The sequence below is a fragment of the Veillonella sp. oral taxon 158 genome (assembly GCF_018376515.1).
In the GTDB taxonomy this organism is placed as follows: Bacteria; Bacillota; Negativicutes; order Veillonellales; family Veillonellaceae; genus Veillonella; species Veillonella rogosae.
This window is the reverse complement of record NZ_JAHABE010000002.1, coordinates 1-17,173: the sequence shown is the minus strand read 5'-3', so window position 1 is coordinate 17,173 and position 17,173 is coordinate 1. Positions and strand designations below refer to the sequence as shown.

The 17,173-nt window shown below is 41.3% G+C and carries 19 protein-coding genes and 1 tRNA gene; 16 read left to right on the top strand and 4 right to left on the bottom strand.

Going from position 1 to position 17,173, the window contains the following annotated elements; translation table 11 throughout:
• Window positions 1-195: 195 nt before the first annotated feature.
• Both KH364_RS01270 and ispE read right to left on the bottom strand, forming a co-directional pair.
• Entirely contained in the window at window positions 196-894 is a 699-nt protein-coding gene (locus tag KH364_RS01270; protein WP_265137795.1) for a GntR family transcriptional regulator, read from the bottom strand.
• On the bottom strand, window positions 891-1,787 hold the full coding sequence (gene ispE / locus KH364_RS01265) for a 4-(cytidine 5'-diphospho)-2-C-methyl-D-erythritol kinase (protein WP_273298081.1): 897 nt from the start codon (window positions 1,785-1,787) through the stop codon (window positions 891-893). Before ispE ends, KH364_RS01270 begins: the two co-directional genes overlap by 4 nt.
• 205 nt (window positions 1,788-1,992) lie before the next feature.
• On the opposite strand from ispE, the gene KH364_RS01260 reads away from it, so the two are divergent.
• The 16 genes from KH364_RS01260 to atpC all read left to right on the top strand — a co-directional run bounded on the left by KH364_RS01260 (window position 1,993) and on the right by atpC (window position 15,940).
• Window positions 1,993-2,925, top strand: a complete 933-nt coding sequence (locus KH364_RS01260) for a YitT family protein (protein ID WP_273298080.1) — start codon at window positions 1,993-1,995, stop codon at window positions 2,923-2,925.
• Window positions 2,926-3,128: 203 nt separating this feature from the next.
• Entirely contained in the window at window positions 3,129-4,766 is a 1,638-nt protein-coding gene (locus KH364_RS01255; RefSeq protein WP_273298079.1) for a phosphoglucomutase, read from the top strand.
• Between the two features lie 114 nt (window positions 4,767-4,880).
• Window positions 4,881-5,156 carry an ACT domain-containing protein gene (locus KH364_RS01250; protein ID WP_009352316.1) on the top strand — a complete coding sequence of 92 codons (276 nt, stop codon included), beginning with the start codon at window positions 4,881-4,883 and terminating at the stop codon, window positions 5,154-5,156.
• 8 nt (window positions 5,157-5,164) lie between these two features.
• On the top strand, window positions 5,165-6,523 hold the full coding sequence (locus tag KH364_RS01245; protein ID WP_273298077.1) for a PFL family protein: 1,359 nt from the start codon (window positions 5,165-5,167) through the stop codon (window positions 6,521-6,523).
• 34 nt (window positions 6,524-6,557) lie between these two features.
• Window positions 6,558-7,709: an MraY family glycosyltransferase gene (locus KH364_RS01240; protein WP_273298076.1), complete on the top strand. Its 1,152-nt coding sequence runs from the start codon at window positions 6,558-6,560 to the stop codon at window positions 7,707-7,709.
• A gap of 57 nt (window positions 7,710-7,766) precedes the next feature.
• Entirely contained in the window at window positions 7,767-8,909 is a 1,143-nt protein-coding gene (wecB, locus tag KH364_RS01235) for a UDP-N-acetylglucosamine 2-epimerase (non-hydrolyzing) (protein ID WP_273298075.1), read from the top strand.
• Between the two features lies 1 nt (window position 8,910).
• The gene (locus KH364_RS01230) at window positions 8,911-9,105 is read left to right on the top strand and encodes an AtpZ/AtpI family protein (RefSeq protein ID WP_287521462.1); all 195 of its coding nucleotides are present in this window, start codon (window positions 8,911-8,913) and stop codon (window positions 9,103-9,105) included.
• A 142-nt stretch (window positions 9,106-9,247) separates the two neighbouring features.
• On the top strand, window positions 9,248-9,484 hold the full coding sequence (locus tag KH364_RS01225; RefSeq protein ID WP_009352291.1) for a hypothetical protein: 237 nt from the start codon (window positions 9,248-9,250) through the stop codon (window positions 9,482-9,484).
• 170 nt (window positions 9,485-9,654) lie between these two features.
• A complete protein-coding gene (gene atpB / locus KH364_RS01220; RefSeq protein ID WP_105081613.1) occupies window positions 9,655-10,353 on the top strand; it encodes a F0F1 ATP synthase subunit A in 699 nt (232 codons plus the stop codon).
• A 20-nt stretch (window positions 10,354-10,373) separates the two neighbouring features.
• Entirely contained in the window at window positions 10,374-10,601 is a 228-nt protein-coding gene (gene atpE, locus KH364_RS01215) for a F0F1 ATP synthase subunit C (RefSeq protein WP_004695064.1), read from the top strand.
• 18 nt (window positions 10,602-10,619) lie between these two features.
• Entirely contained in the window at window positions 10,620-11,117 is a 498-nt protein-coding gene (gene atpF, locus KH364_RS01210) for a F0F1 ATP synthase subunit B (protein ID WP_009352521.1), read from the top strand.
• A 4-nt stretch (window positions 11,118-11,121) separates the two neighbouring features.
• The gene (gene atpH, locus KH364_RS01205) at window positions 11,122-11,673 is read left to right on the top strand and encodes an ATP synthase F1 subunit delta (RefSeq protein WP_009352269.1); all 552 of its coding nucleotides are present in this window, start codon (window positions 11,122-11,124) and stop codon (window positions 11,671-11,673) included.
• Window positions 11,674-11,689: 16 nt separating this feature from the next.
• Window positions 11,690-13,228 (top strand): F0F1 ATP synthase subunit alpha, encoded by a 1,539-nt coding sequence (atpA, locus tag KH364_RS01200; RefSeq protein ID WP_273298065.1) that lies wholly within the window; start codon window positions 11,690-11,692, stop codon window positions 13,226-13,228.
• A 3-nt stretch (window positions 13,229-13,231) separates the two neighbouring features.
• Window positions 13,232-14,086, top strand: a complete 855-nt coding sequence (atpG, locus tag KH364_RS01195; RefSeq protein ID WP_009352465.1) for an ATP synthase F1 subunit gamma — start codon at window positions 13,232-13,234, stop codon at window positions 14,084-14,086.
• Window positions 14,087-14,104: 18 nt separating this feature from the next.
• Window positions 14,105-15,529 (top strand): F0F1 ATP synthase subunit beta, encoded by a 1,425-nt coding sequence (gene atpD, locus KH364_RS01190; protein ID WP_009352372.1) that lies wholly within the window; start codon window positions 14,105-14,107, stop codon window positions 15,527-15,529.
• A gap of 3 nt (window positions 15,530-15,532) precedes the next feature.
• Window positions 15,533-15,940, top strand: coding sequence for an ATP synthase F1 subunit epsilon (gene atpC / locus KH364_RS01185; RefSeq protein WP_273298064.1), 408 nt, complete (start codon window positions 15,533-15,535; stop codon window positions 15,938-15,940).
• Between the two features lie 87 nt (window positions 15,941-16,027).
• Here the strand turns inward: atpC and KH364_RS01180 are convergent, their stop codons facing one another.
• Window positions 16,028-16,936, bottom strand: coding sequence for a hypothetical protein (locus KH364_RS01180; RefSeq protein WP_009352323.1), 909 nt, complete (start codon window positions 16,934-16,936; stop codon window positions 16,028-16,030).
• A 121-nt stretch (window positions 16,937-17,057) separates the two neighbouring features.
• Window positions 17,058-17,133: transfer RNA gene (locus KH364_RS01175), tRNA-Val, on the bottom strand.
• Between the last annotated feature and the right edge of the window lie 40 nt (window positions 17,134-17,173).

The window sequence follows — 17,173 nt, the reverse complement described above, 5'->3', positions numbered from 1 at the left end:
GTATTATGACTAAAAGCTATGCTAATTCAGTACTAGGTTTCGTAAAAAAATTTATAACTTAGGCAGGAAAACTTTAAAAGTTCAATTAACATAAGGATTAAAAGGATATGAGAGAAATGCATAATACTGAATACAAAAAACAAAATCACAGCCCAAAGAGCTGTGATTTTATGTTTTTTCGTATGTAGTTGTGTATTACTTCTGTGAATGGCCGAATTCTTGGGACTCTTCCATACCTTGTAATAGGGTTTGTTCTGAATACTCCATATGTAGTCTAGCTAACTTGCGAGCTTGAGTAGCATTATGAGAAGCGATAGCCTCTACGAGTTGACGATGTTCTTCCCAAGTTTTTCTAAGTCGACCAGGTTGGTTCATAGAGAAACTACGGAAGCGGTAGGTTTGTTCACGTAAGTTGTGGACGATGTCCGCTAATCGTTCGTTACGAGATGCGCGGTATAGCACTTCGTGGAACTCTACATCCGCAGCTACGACGGAATCCATGTCTTTATTTTCCATGTGGTCGCCGATTTCCACGAGCATTCTTTCCAAGGTTTCAATTTCTTCTTCGGTGATGCGTTCTGCTGCAAGACCTGCGGCTAATTCTTCGAGGGCTGATCGAATTTCAAATACTTGGGTAATATCTTTTAAAGAAATATTGGCAACGTAAGTACCACGACGAGGAATCATAACGACAAAGCCTTCTAGTTCTAATTTACGAATGGCTTCGCGAATCGGTGTGCGGCTCACGCCCAACTCTTCAGCGAGAGGGATTTCCATGAGACGTTCACCAGGCTTTAATATTCCATCTTGGATGGCTTGACGCAATGTTTCACTTACAACTTCTCTCAGTGGTTTATACGCATCGAGTCGTATAGGTTGTAAACGTTTTGTCATGGTAAGTCCTCCTGTGTACATGTTTTAGTAATGAGGGAAAGCCAATCGTGGCCAGCTACTTTAATTTCCTCTTGGAGCTGCAATGCCTCCATTGGTTTATTAAGTAATACTACCATCGTAGGACCGCTGCCAGTCATGATGGTTGGGTATCCACGGCTTGTAAAGAACTCTTTACAGATTACAAGTTCTTCGTGATCTGGGAATAATAGTTCTTCAAAGGTATTGGCGCTACTAGTGAAAGCAGATGTCAAGTCGTTGTTTTCAACGTGTCTTAATACAGTATCAATTGTTTCCTTAGTGGCTTCTGATTTACCGTTAAAGCGACCATAAGCAGCTGCTGTAGAAACAGATACCTTTGGTTTAACGAGTAATAACCAGTGCGGGTCTGGCGATTGTTTATAGGTTAGTATTTCGCCGCGACCTGTGCCGCGTGCTGTACCACCTTGCAATAGAAATGGTACGTCAGAGCCGAGGGTGGCACCGATTTTTAACAGCTCCTCTTGAGTGAGGCGTAAGTCCCAGAAGCGATTGAGTCCTAATAGCATGGCTGCTGCATCTGCACTGCCACCGCCGAGACCTGCTTGAATAGGAATGCGTTTTAATAAATGAATGGCAGCACCTGCCTTACAACCTGTATAGGCTTGTACTGCGCGCAACGCTTTGAGCGCTAAATTGTCTTCGTCGTAGGTTACCAGTTTTTGCATATAGTCTGGCAACTCTGGAGCACCTCCAGAAAACACTACGGAATGGTGTTTAGCAAAATAAATAGAGTCGCTAAGACGAATGGATTGGAAAATGGAATCGATATCGTGGTAGCCGTCGTCACGCTTACCTGTAATAGCCAGACCGATGTTGATTTTACTGCAACCGAGTTGCTCAAAACTTTTACTCATAATAGCCTCGTTCATAATGTACATAATATATGCAGTTTATATGTTTATTTTATACTGTTATAAAGTGATTGAAAATAACCATTAAGTGGTTTATGATGATTTTGTATACACATGTTGTTCAATTCTTAACAGTATTGTAAATAGCGTATAGTTTAGTTAGTTCATTATAGAATATTTATAGTGAAATGGCAATTTGGAGGGAGCTATGTTCGCCAAGTATAAAGATGTTGTGTATCAATGCCTTATGGTCGTCGTTGGATGTGCCATATTTGGTGCCGGTATTGATGCTTTTGTATTGCCCCATAAACTAGTTAGTACTGGTATTAGTGGGGTCGGTTTGATTTTATATTATGTAACGGGATTATCCGTGGGTTCTTGGAATATGATTTTAAATATTCCTATATTCTGGGCTGCTTGGAAATGGCTTGGAACGCGTGTCGTAGTAAAGACGCTATACGGGACACTCATGTTATCTTGGATGATCGATCTCTTTGATTTCCTGCAGTATGACATGATTATTAAGGATCCCTTGCTGAGTTCCATGATGGCCGGTATTACGACTGGTGTAGGTCTTGGTATTGTCTACCGTGTAGGCGGTAATACAGGTGGTCTTGATCCAATTGCTCTTATCGTTCGAAAATATTATGGCCTTCAAATGGGATCTATTAATAGTGCCATCAACTGTGCCATTCTATTAGCTGCTGTAGGCGTTGTCGGTCTTGAAGCAGTAGCGGTAACACTTATTAGTGTGTATGTATACACTATTATTACCAATAAGGTTGTAATCGGTTTCAACCAACGAAAGGTTGCTTTCATCATCACCTATCGTACTGATGATGTTTGCGAATGTATCATCAACAAGGTAGGTCGTGGCGCAACGATCATTGAAGGTGTTGGGGCCTATACTCGAACGCCAAAAAATATTGTTATGGTAGCGGTTAACCTGTTACAAGTTAACAAATTGAAAGAGGTTATTGAAGAAGCAGATCCAAATGTATTTATCTTGATTACCGATGCTCAAGAGGTTATCGGTCAAGGTTTTACTCGTCCTATTTTGCCAACTGAGGTAACCAATCAGTTGAAAGCACAAGGCACAATAGCTCAAGATGCTACTGCTGCTGTAACTGATAATAAATAAAACAGCTATAAGAAGTAAAAAATAACAAATATAAATAATATTTTATTGAAATTGTTGTTCTTTGTCATCTTATATTAATTATGTGTAAATATAATGTTTTGGTGAATGTTATATACATTTTGTAGATTACTCGTATCTGATTGTAAAAATATAAAATTAATAATTCGAGAGAGATTCTCTCATGATGAGGTTAGGAGGTTCCTATGGCTCACAAATTAGCAGGTACGCCTGTACAAGAACAAGATATTATTGATGTGCAAACCCTTGTGGATGCTTATTTTGATAATGCACCGGATATTACAGATCCGACACAACTAGTATCCTTTGGTACATCTGGCCATCGTGGTACATCCTTAAATGGTACTTTCACAGATTTACATGTAGCGGCTATTACGCAGGCCATCTGTGATGGCCGTGGGCAATTTGGCGCTACTGGTCCGCTCTTTGTTGGGCAAGATACACATGCATTGTCTCAGCCTGCCCTAATAACTGTGCTAGAGGTGCTCGCTGGTAATGGCGTGATGGCTATGGTTGATGCGGATATGGATTTCGTACCCACACCATCTGTGTCTCGCGCGATTATTCGCTATAATGAAAGCCACGATCATAAGGCGGATGGCATTGTGATTACACCATCCCATAATCCTCCAGATAATGGTGGCATCAAGTACAATGCGACGAATGGTGGTCCTGCGGATACCCTTGTTACAAAGTGGATTGAAACTCGTGCTAATGAGTATGTGCGTGCATACTATGAATTAGAAGGGTTCAAACGGATTAGTATCGATAATATTGAACCAGACCGACAAGTTCCATATGATTATAAAGGTTTATATGTTGAAGAATTATCTTCTATCATCAATATGGAAGCTATTCAATGTGCTAAACCGAAGGTTCTTGTAAACGCTCTTGGCGGTAGTGGTCTTGGTTATTGGCGCGCTATTAAAGAGCGTTATAATCTCAATATGGATATTATCAATGATGAGTACGATCCAACCTTTAGCTTTATGACGTATGACCATGATGGCAAGGTTCGCATGGATTGCTCCTCTGAATATGCCATGGCCGACGTTATCAAGCAAATCGGTAACTATGATTTAGCCGTAGGTAATGATCCTGACTATGACCGCTATGGTATCGTTAGTGCGGATGGTCTTACCTCTCCAAATGCATTCCTTGTAACTGCGGCAGATTATCTATTTACAACGCGTGGTTGGAAGGATAAAGGGGTAGGTAAAACCGTTGTTTGTACCACAATGATCGATAAATGGGCGGTCGTAAAAGATGTTCCTGTTTATGAAGTACCTGTAGGTTTTAAATATTTCAGCTCTTTATTATTTGATGGCGAAATTGGAATCGGTGGCGAAGAATCTGCTGGTGCATCATTCCTCAAAAAAGACGGAACCGTATGGACTACCGATAAAGATGGTATGGTAATGGCTCTATTGGCCATGGAAATGTACGCTGTCATGGGCGCTACTGTAGATAGATTGTATAACAATATTGTCGAAGGTTGTGGAGACCCTCGTTTTGGTCGTATTGATGCGGCTTGTACGAAGGCAGCTAAGGCTAAGTTGAAACAGTTAAATGCAAGTTCTATTACGGCTACAGAGGTCGATGGAGATGCTATTACGAATGTACGCACTACGTCCTTGTACAAGGATATGCCTATTGATGGCGTTCGTGTAGAAACCGAAACCGGTTGGTTTGTGGCTCGTCCTTCTGGCACTGAAGACTTATATAAAATTTATGGTGAAAGCTATAAAGGGGATAAAGGTCTTATCGCACTCTTAACGGCGGGTGAAGAAATTGTTACAGCCGCATTGTCTGACGAAGTGTAACCTCATAAAGATTTCACCGTCTAAAAGTAATAAATGTGATATAATATATTAATATAGTTTATTGAATACCCTATATTGGCTATATAGTTTGTAGTGCTTAGAAAAGGTGATGTTATGAAATTAGTTGTTACCGTTGTCGGCGTTGACCGCGTTGGTATCATAGCTGGGGTCAGTACAGTACTTGCTGACCACGGTGTAAATATTATGTCTATTAATCAAACCATTCTTGATGGCGTTTTCAATATGATTATGATGTGTGAAACAAAGTCTGAAGATATGAAAAATCTTACATCTATCCAAGAGGCTTTGAATGCACAAGGTAAAGAACTTGGTGTTGAAATCCGTGCACAGCATGCAGATATTTTCTTGAGCATGCACCGTGTAGGATAGGAGGCACTATGTTATCTATCGACAATATTTTGGAAACTAATCAGATGATTCATGATAACAAGCTTGATGTTCGTACTATTACGATGGGGATTAGCTTGTTAGAATGCGCATCTAGCTCTGGTAAAGAGCTATGTGATCGCATTTATGATCGCATTACAAAAGAAGCAGAACACCTTGTATCTACAGGTGAAGATATTGAGCGCGAGTTCGGTATTCCTATCATCAACAAGCGTATTTCTGTAACGCCAATTTCTCTAGTGGCTGGTGGTAGTGATTTAACATCTTATGTACCTGTAGCAGAAGCTATGGATCGCGCTGCAAAGGCCGTAGGGGTTAACTTTATCGGCGGGTTCTCTGCCCTTGTAACAAAGGGAGCTACACGAGCTGACCGGATTTTAATTGACTCTATTCCTGAAGCATTGGCAACTACGGATATCGTATGTAGCTCTGTTGCAGTAGGTTCAACTAAAACTGGTATCAACATGGATGCAGTGCGCGACATGGGTATCATCGTTAAGAAAACTGCTGAGCTAACAAAGGATAATGATGCTCTTGGCTGTGCTAAGCTAGTTATTTTCTGTAATCCTGTTGAGGATAATCCATTTATGGCGGGTGCCTTCTTCGGTGTCACTGAAGGGGATAGCGCCATTTCTGTAGGCGTATCTGGCCCAGGTGTTGTTAAACATGCCCTTGAATCCGTTCGTGGTCAATCCTTTGACGTTGTAGCAGAAACTATTAAACGCACTGCTTTCAAAATTACTCGTGTAGGCCAATTGGTAGCACAAGAGGCATCTCGCCGTCTTGATAAACCATTTGGTATTATTGATTTATCTTTGGCTCCAACGCCAGCTGTAGGCGACTCGGTAGCTCATGTTCTTGAAGAAATGGGCTTGTCCTCTTGTGGTTGTCACGGTACTACGGCAGCACTTGCATTATTGAATGATGCAGTGAAAAAGGGCGGCCTTATGGCATCCTCTCACGTTGGTGGTCTCAGTGGTGCATTTATCCCTGTATCTGAAGATGCGGGCATGATTGATGCCGTATCTTGTGGTAGTTTAACACTTGATAAATTAGAGGCTATGACATGTGTATGTTCTGTAGGCCTTGATATGATCGCGATTCCTGGCGATACAACGGCTGATACAATTTCTGCCATTATTGCAGATGAATCAGCTATCGGTATGATTAATAATAAGACAACTGCAGTTCGGGTAATTCCTGTACCAGGTAAAACTGTTGGAGAAGTTGTTGAGTTTGGTGGGCTATTAGGTTATGCCCCAATTATTGAAGTGAGTCCGTATAGTGCAGCTGAGTTCATCGCTCGCGGTGGTCGTATTCCTGCACCTATTCGTAGCTTAACGAACTAATCTCGTTTTTCAACCTAGTTGTTGGAGGTATCTTATGAGTGATTATGTGCTCGATTATGTATGGGCCTTTGCTCTAGCGCTCATCATAACCTTTGCACTAACCCCTTTGGTAAAACGCTTTGCCGTTGCTGTAGGGGCAATAGATAAACCTGATGCCCGAAAGGTGCATCATGGTGCTATTCCACGACTTGGTGGGTTAGCAATCTTTCTCGGTTATGTAGGATCGGTCCTCTTTAATGGATCTATTCCGCATGATCATAAACTATTTGGCTTTGTACTTGGTACTGTTATTCTGGTGCTTGTAGGCATTTGGGATGATATTAAACAGATTGAGCCAAAAACTAAGTTAATGGGCCAAATCATAGCAGCCGCTATTTTGGTAGCTTATGATATTCGTGTAGATTTTATCAACCTTCCTTGGGGTGGTGTAGTATACCTTAAATATTGGGCAGCTCCATTGACGATCTTCTGGATTGTAGGCTTTACGAATATCGTAAACCTTATTGATGGCCTTGATGGGTTGGCAGCAGGGATTTCCTTCATTGCTTGTATTGCTGTTTGCGCTATGACATTACAACTTGGCCAAACTGACTTAGCATGTATATCTCTTGCACTTGCAGGTGCAACAGTAGGGTTCTTGCGGTATAACTTTAACCCAGCGAAAATTTTCATGGGTGATACGGGCTCTATGCTCCTTGGCTATACCTTGGCGGCTATTTCTGTTATGGGCGCCGTTAAAACGGCCGCTACCATTGCATTAGTAGTGCCAGCTATCGTATTAGGTCTACCAATTCTGGATACATTATTTGCTATTGTACGCCGTAAAATTAGCGGTCGTCCAATTTTCAAACCTGATAAAGGCCATGTGCATCATCGTTTATTAGCGCAAGGTTTAACTCAAAAGCAAGCTGTACTGATGATGTATGCTGTAACAGCTCTTTTCGGTGGCGTATCCGTCATCGTAGCTGAGGTCAATGCATGGATTGGCATCGCATTGGTACTCGTTATTTTCTTAGGTAGTATTTTTGTGGCTCGTCGTCTTGGGGTTATTACTCATAGTGATGCGGCTGGACATCCACTACCGCGTCCTACAATTGAACGCAGCGATTCAGATGAAACTATTTCCTTTGATCGTGAAGAATTGGCAAAAGCTTTAGAGGAATCAGAGGGTTCCCATAAGGAATAACCATATGTGGGGCGCTTGGCGCCCCATTTTTTCTATCCTACTATGTTGGAGGCAACTATGTTAAAAGTTATGACAATCTTTGGTACAAGACCTGAGGCTATCAAGATGGCTCCTCTTGTGAAAGCATTAGAAGCAGCACCAGATATGGAACCGATTGTAACCGTTACGGCGCAACATCGCGATATGCTCGACCAAGTACTAAACTTGTTTAATATTACCCCAGATTACGACTTAAATATTATGAGCCAAGGCCAAACCTTGTACGATGTGACAAATCGTGCCTTGTTAGGTCTTAAGGATGTACTAGAAGAAGCAAAACCTGATGTAGTACTCGTTCATGGTGATACTACAACTACCTTTGCAGGTGCTTTGGCGTCTTTCTATCAAGAGATTCCTGTAGGCCATGTAGAAGCGGGCCTTCGTACCGGTGATATTTACTCTCCGTTCCCAGAAGAAATGAACCGTAAATTGACTGGTTCTATTGCGACCTATCATTTTGCACCGACTTCTAGCTCTGAAAGCAATCTTAAAAAAGAAAATATCAATACAGAACATTTATATGTAACAGGCAATACTGTTATAGATGCACTTGATACAACGGTACAAGATAATTATGTATTCGACGATGCGGCTATTAATGGCCTGGATCCTGAAAAACGTACAGTTCTTGTTACTACACATCGCCGTGAAAACTTGGGTGAGCCTATGCGCCACGTATATCAAGCTATTCGCGATTTAATTAATGAATTTGAAGATATTCAAGTTGTGTTCCCTGTACATAAGAATCCTAAGGTTCGCCAAGTGGTGCAAGAGGAACTCGGTTCTGTAGAACGTGTTACCTTAATCGATCCACTTGATTATGAACCATTTGCGAACTTAATGGCTAAATCTTATTTGATTCTTACTGATTCTGGTGGGATTCAAGAGGAAGCGCCAGCCCTTGGTAAACCGGTTCTCGTATTGCGCGATACAACAGAACGCCCTGAAGCTGTTGAAGCTGGTACAGTTCGCCTAGTAGGTACTGATAAAGATGCAGTACATGCAGCGGCTCATGAATTGTTGAGCAATACAGCAGCTTATAAATTGATGTCTAACTCCGTTAACCCTTACGGTGACGGCAAAGCATCTGAACGCATCATCCAAGCGTTGCGCCATGAGTTCTTAGGCGATCCTAATCGTCCTGAACGATTTGGTAAATAATATGGATAAGGATCTTGTGAAAGCCCTCGCTATGGCAACATCAGCGGGGCTCACACTCGCTTTCTGTATAGGTGGTTTCATTTGGATTGGATATACACTGGATAGTTGGTTTAGAACTGAACCGTTATGTATGATTGTATTTGGTCTTATTGGAGCTATAACAGGTTTTTATATGTTATACAAACAAGTTAAGTAGTGAGGTATATATGAATCAATATGTAAAATTCATAGTGCGTGTGCTGCTGACTTGTTTTTTTATTGCCTTTTTAGGCGGTATAATACAAGTTTTATGTGGCCTAGAACAGTATCTATGGGGATGGTTTTGGGGGATTTTTATAATGGTACTCTACTTGCTAAGTTTAGCTTTGCATGGTCAATCCATTGTATCCGGGGATCCTTACAAAGCCGTTCGTAAAGCTCGTAGACAGATGATATGGCGTCTTATGTTAGTAGGTTCATTAGTAGTCTTAGGATTAAAGATTCCCGGTATAGAGGCTATTAGCATGTTTGTTGGTGTGGCACTTATTCAGCCCGCATTATATGTTGTTTACTGGTGGCTTAGTCGACATTTCTAATCTAATGATGTGTTAAATTATAGATATATTCCAATAATGCATTATACACAATACATTTATGAGTAATTAGAATTGTTTACCTTTCAACTGTTGATTATATATCTATAACGATGTATGATGATACATATATATTATATTTATATTTATTGTAAATATATTAGTTCTTTATTATGTCTATGGAAGGGGTTGAGAACGTGGAATTACATGCGGGACACCATGAAGTCGTGCAGTGGTTAGGGTTGACATTTAATTTGGATACTTTAATTGCTACATGGGTTACTATGGCTATTGTAATACTGATAACAGTACTAGCCACCCGGGGACGAAAATTGGTGCCTGTAGGCTTGCAAAATATAGTTGAATCTATATTGGAAGGCTTAGAGGGGCAATTAGCTCCGAACTTAGGTCGTCATTGGCCGATGGTGAGTTCCTTGTTATTTACGTTTTTCTTATTTATTTTTGTAGGAAACGAACTGGGCTTAATGCCAACGTTTAAGGCTTTAACATCACCAACATCCGATATTAATACTACAATTGCATTAGCTCTATGTAGCACATTAGTGGTATGGGTTATGGGGATTAAAGTTAAAGGCTTATCCTATTTCAATCATTTTGTTCAACCATATAAGGCTTTGTTAATCCTTAATATCTTTGAAGAAATTGCAAAACCAGTTACACTTGCTTTCCGTCTATTCGGCAATATCGTAGCTGGTGAAATTCTCTTAGAAGTATTGTACAATTTGCCTTGGTTTGTGCCGGTACCATGGGTATGGATTGCTTTTAGTTTGTTTATCGGCATTATTCAAGCCTTTATTTTTACCGTTCTTACTGCCTCCTACTTGGGGATGGCTCTTAGTGAGGAACATTAATTTTTTACGGAGGGTATATTATGGAAGCTCAAGGTTTATTCGCATTAGCAGCAGCAATCGCAGTAGGTTGTGGTGCCATTGGTGCAGGTATCGGTGACGGTCTTGTATCTAGCAAAGTAATTGAAGGTATTACGCGTCAACCTGAATTGCGTGGTCAATTGATGTCTACTATGTTCGTAGCGATTGGTTTGATTGAAGCGATGCCTATCATCGGTGTAGTAGTAGCATTTATTTTGTTATTCAGATAATAACGAGGAGGAATAACCTTGGTTGACTTAAGCCTTGGAACGATTCTTGCTCAAATGTTGAACTTTTTTATATTAGTTTGGCTATTAGCTCGTTTTGCATATAAACCATTATTGGCTATGATGACAGAACGTAAAGAACGAATTGCTAAAGACTTAGAAGCTGCAGAAAAAGCTCGTGTAGAGGCAGAGGGCTTTAAAGCTGATTATGCTGCTCAAATTGCTAAAGCACGTCAAGAAGCACAACAAATTGTTGAAAAAGCAGTTCAAGAAGCAGAACATACAACACGCGAACAATTAGCGACAGCACGTGAACAAATTGAACAAGAAAAAAATCGTGCTCGTCAAGATATCGCTATTGAACGCGATCGCGCTATGAACAGCTTGCGCAATGAAGTTGTTTCCTTATCTGTAGCTATGGCTGGTAAAGTTGTTGCTAAAGATATGAACAGCGAAACTAATACAAAATTGATCGAAGACGCTATTCGTCAACTTGATAGTAAAACGATAGGGTTGTGATACGATGAGCATAGAAATTGTAGCAGATAAATATGGTTCGGCTATGTTTGAATTAGCTCAAGAACAAAATAATTTGGAACTCATGGAGGAGCAATTAGGCTATGTAGCTTCCGTTATGGCAGAACAGCCTGAACTTCGTTCATTCCTTGAAAATCCAATCGTTACTGAAGATGCGAAGATTAAACTTGTTGGTAGAATCTTTGAATCTAGTATCGACAAAGTGGCTCTACACTTTATCTATGTGATGATTAAACGTGGACGTCATCGCTATATAGCGGAAGCTATTGCAGCGTTTATTCAAAAATCACGTGAAGCTCGTGGTATTTTGGAAGCTACTGTAACTGTGGCAGAACCAATCACAGCTGATGTAGAAGCATCTGTACAAGCTAAACTAAGAGAGGTTACAGGAAAAGATGTCATCTTATCCGTGCGTCAAGATCCATCCATTATGGGTGGTATTATTATCCAAGTAGGGGATAAACGCATTGATGGCTCTGTAGCTCGCCGTTTAGAAGAATTAGAAAAATCTTTATTAAGAACGAACTCTATTAGATAGGGGTGAATGGGTATATATGAAAATGAAGCCTGAAGAAATCACTGCTATAATCAAACAGCAGATTCAGGACTATGATGTTGACCTCAATGTCGATGACGTGGGTACTGTTCTCGACGTAGGGGATGGCATCGCCCATATTTATGGTCTTGAAAGAGCCATGGCAGGTGAGTTGTTAGAATTGCCTCACGGCGTATATGGCTTGGTTTTGAACTTAGAATTAGATAATGTTGGTGCCGTACTATTAGGTGATGACTTCTTGATTAAAGAAGGCGACCAAGTACGCCGTACTGGCAAAATTATGGACGTTCCTGCAGGGGATGCCTTGATTGGCCGCGTAGTAAACCCTCTTGGGCAACCTCTTGATGGTAAGGGTGCTATCCAAGCTACAGAACGCCGTCCTGTGGAACATCCAGCACCTGGTATTGCGGATCGTCAATCTGTAAACGAACCTTTACAAACAGGTCTTAAAGCGATTGATGCGATGGTACCAATCGGCCGTGGTCAACGTGAACTTATCATTGGTGACCGTGGTACTGGTAAAACTGCGATTGCATTAGATACTATTTTGAACCAAAAAGGCAAAGATGTTATTTGTATTTATGTAGCCATTGGTCAAAAAGAATCTACTGTTGCTCGTGTAGTACAAAAGCTTGAAGAAGCAGGCGCTATGGAGTATACAATCGTAGTATCTGCTAGTGCATCTACTGGTGCACCTCTTCAATATATCGCTCCTTACGCTGGTGTTGCCATGGGTGAATACTTCATGTACCAAGGCAAACACGTATTATGCGTATATGATGACTTAACAAAACAAGCGGCTGCATACCGTGCTATGTCCCTATTGTTACGCCGTCCACCAGGGCGTGAAGCGTATCCAGGCGACGTATTCTACTTACACAGCCGTCTATTAGAGCGCGCTGCGAAACTTTCACCTGAACTTGGTGGCGGTTCCATTACAGCGTTGCCTATTATCGAAACACAAGCGGGTGACGTATCTGCATACATCCCAACAAACGTAATCTCCATCACGGATGGTCAAATTTTCTTGGGTACAGATATGTTCTACTCTGGTATTCGTCCAGCTGTTGACGTAGGCTTGTCCGTATCCCGTGTAGGTGGTAGTGCGCAAACGAAAGCGATGAAACAAGTAGCGGGCCAATTGCGTTTGGACCTTGCTCAATATCGTGAGTTGGCTGCCTTTGCTCAGTTCGGTTCCGACCTTGATGCGGCTACACGTGCTCAACTTGATCGTGGTCAACGTTTAACTGAAATGTTGAAACAAGGTCAATATGAGCCAATGAGCGTAGCTGAAATGGTTATTAACCTCTATGCTGGTACAAAAGGCTATTTAGCAGACATTCAAGTTGAGGATGTATTGGCATTCGAAGCGGAATTGTTGCGTTATGTGAAAGCTAACTATCCTGAAATTATCACAAATATTGAAACGTCCAAGAAAATCGAGGACGAAACTGAAAATCTATTGAAACAAGCAATCCCAGAATGTGTAGAAGCATTTGGTTCTACTCATACATTAGTGTCTCGTAAGGAGGCGTAATGTATGGCTAGTGCACAAGATTTGCGAAAACGCATAAAAAGTGTTACCAATACGCAACAAATTACTAAAGCGATGAAGATGGTAGCCTCTGCTCGTCTTCGTAGGGCACAAACAAAAGCGGAAGCTACGCGTCCTTACGCAGAAAAGATTGGGCAAATCTTGCGTCATATGTCTAATAGTGATTTAGAAGGCTTTGAAAGTCCTCTTTTAGATGTTCGACCTGTTGAACGTACTTGCTATATTGTAGTTGGTGCGGATAAAGGTCTTGCTGGGGCATTCTCGTCTAATGTACTTAAGTTTGCTATGGAAGAATTAAAAGGCAAAGATCCTAGTACATACCGTGTAATTACGGCGGGTAGAAAACCTAGAGACAGTATGAAATCCAGAGGTATTCATATCGATAAGTCTTATGCGGGCTTCTCCGATAAACCTTCCTATGAACATGCTCGTGCCATCATGCATGAAGCACTTTCATTATATGAACGTCATGAAGTTGACGAAGTCATCATGATCTATACACGTTTTGTAAATTCTATGACGCAAATTGCACAGGCTGAGCGCTTGTTGCCGATAGAGCAACCACAAGATGAGGTAAAGGGCGAAGAGTATGATTTCATGCCATCTGCTGTATCTGTCTTGGAGGCGTTGCTACCAAAATATTTAGAAATTACTGTTTATAATGGATTGTTGCAATCTGCAGCTAGTGAATTAGGTGCTCGTATGACTGCCATGACATCTGCTACAGATAATGCAGGGGAACTCATTGAGTCCTTAGGCCTTGAATATAACAAGTTGCGTCAATCTAGTATTACAAACGAAATTTCTGAAATCGTTGGTGGCGCTAATGCCTTGCAATAAATAAGGAGACATCTGTCGATGAGTAATAATATTGGTAAAGTTGTGCAGGTCATCGGCCCAGTTGTAGACGTGCGCTTCGATGCTGGTCATTTGCCAGCCATCTACAACGCCATCCACATCTACCATGACCATAAAGCACACGATAGACAAAAAATCGTAGTAGAGGTTATGCAACATTTAGGTGACGACACAGTTCGTTGCGTTGCGATGAGCTCTACTGACGGTATGACACGTAATATGGAAGCGGAAGATACTGGCAATCCTATTTCCGTCCCTGTAGGGGAAGGCGTATTGGGCCGTATCTTTAACGTACTTGGTGAAACTGTAGACCATGATCCAGCTCCAGTTGCAGCTGATGAAAAATGGCCGATTCACCGTCCAGCACCTAAATTTGATGACCTTTCTCCAGATACACAAATCTTGGAAACAGGTATTAAGGTCGTTGACCTAATTGCTCCATACGTAAAAGGTGGTAAAATCGGTCTTTTCGGTGGTGCCGGTGTAGGTAAAACCGTATTAATCATGGAATTGATTCACAATGTTGCTACAGAGCACGGTGGTTATTCCGTATTCTCCGGTGTAGGCGAACGGACTCGTGAAGGTAATGACTTGTGGAACGAAATGAAAGAGTCCGGCGTTATCAATAAAACAGCCCTCGTATATGGCCAAATGAATGAGCCACCAGGGGCTCGTATGCGCGTAGGTCTTACAGGCCTTACAATGGCTGAATACTTCCGTGATGTGAAGAAACAAGACGTGCTCTTGTTCATCGATAACATTTTCCGCTTTATCCAAGCAGGCTCTGAAGTATCTGCCCTCTTAGGTCGTATGCCATCCGCCGTAGGTTACCAACCTACATTGGCTAATGACGTAGGGGCATTACAAGAACGTATTACATCTACAAAAGAAGGTTCTATTACTTCTGTACAAGCTGTATACGTACCTGCCGATGACTTAACTGACCCTGCTCCAGCGGCGACATTTGCTCACTTGGATGCGACAACAGTATTGTCTCGTTCCATTGCGGAACTTGGTATCTATCCAGCGGTAGATCCGTTAGATTCTACAAGCCGTATTTTGGACCCACATGTACTTGGTGAAGAACACTATGAAGTAGCGCGTGGCGTGCAAGAAGTATTGCAAAAATATAAAGATCTTCAAGATATTATCGCAATCCTTGGTATGGAAGAATTGTCTGACGAAGATAAATTGACTGTATCTCGTGCACGTAAGATTCAACGTTTCTTGAGTCAACCGTTCTTCGTAGCTGAAGTATTTACTGGTTCTCCTGGTAAATACGTACCATTGTCCGAAACATTGAGAGGCTTTAGAGAAATCCTTGATGGTAAACATGATGATTTGCCAGAAGGCGCATTCTACATGGTTGGTACCATTGATGAAGCCGTTCAAAAAGCAAAGGAAATGCAAGAGAAGGGGGAATAATCCATGGCGGAACCTATGTCCCTACAGATCATCACACCTGATGCAGTCGTATTCGAAGGTCAGTCTACTTTTTTCGTAGGCAAGGCTATCGACGGTGCTTTTGGTATCTTGCCAAATCATGCACCTATGATTATTGCATTAGACTTAGCGCCTTTACGCATTGATCAACCAGATGGAACATCTCGTGAACTTGCTGTATTTGGTGGTTTCTGTGAAATCGAACATAATAAGGTGAGTATTGTAACACCAGATTGCCAAGATCCAGAATCTATTGATGTGGATCGTGCTCAGCGTGCCAAAGAGCGTGCTGAAGGCCGTTTGGCTAATCCTACACCTGATATTGATGTAGAGCGAGCAGAAGCGGCATTGCAACGTGCTTTATTGCGTTTGCATGTAACTAAACAACTATAAGACAAAAGGCTAGCCGAGGGGCTAGCCTTTTCTTGTACGTATTTTACGTGTTAGTGCGTATTTAGGTGTTATTAAATTATTTGTTCATTATAATACGCTAACGCCTTTTAAGGAGTACGCTGTATTTCTAGGTTGTTCTACTTGGAAATCAAGTACAACTGGTGTTTCAGAGTTAATACCAGGTGCTTGGTAACGGTCACGGTCTGTCGGAATGCGTTTATATGGCAATTTATCAAGTAATACTGTCATAACTTTGTTCCAAACAGCCTTATGTGTTGGCATAGTCAAAGAATCATCAGTTTGGTTGAAGCCTGTACGAACAGTGTGAACAACCTTGTCGTTTACATCGTAGTAGTACAATAATGCATTCACTTTTGCAGTAATGTAGATTTCACGATCTTCATCGTTATATGCATATGGACTATTAATACCATTAACTTGTACATAGATGTCTTGTAATGGTACTGGCATAATAACAATTTCAGAATTTTGTGCCGCTGCAATTTGAGCAAGGTCAACAGCTCTGATTTGTGCAGTTGGTGTATTAGTACTTACAATAGCCGTATCATAATACGGATATTTAAGCGTATTAGACAAGCGATCTGTCATATAATGACCAAATTGCGCTGTATTTTCATTGCGTAATTTAGCTGGTACAACGATCGTTACTTTACGGCTAGGGAAGTTCTCTAAATGGCCATCATAATTAGCGTTAGACGGATTAATAGTCGCCTTTTCTGGAGTGACAGAAATTGGTGTAGATACAGGTGTATTTGCCACCTTTGTAGTTGGCTGAGTATTGGTTTCGATATTTACGATAGGTGCAGCACTATTTTGGTTGGCTGCCGTAGAACTAATTACGACAGGTTTAGCTCCGTTAGAAGTTAATTGACTCATATCAATTGTAGCAGCATTAGCTGATGCTAATGTAGATGCAAGTAGTACACCTAGTACTGCAAGTAGGGGACGTTTACAGAGTCCGAAGTTACGAAACATAATTCCTCCTCTTAATAAAACTCTTTTAAAATCACAATTTAAAATTACAAACAAAACAACTGGTACTATTATATCACATATACAAAAAAAAGAAGCAAGCAGTATGCTTGCTCCTTTGGTCTGGTGGACGATGACAGAATCGAACTGCCGACATCCTGCTTGTAAGGCAGGCGCTCTCCCAGCTGAGCTAATCGTCCATGTGGTGACCCGTCCGGGAATCGAACCCGGGATACCGCC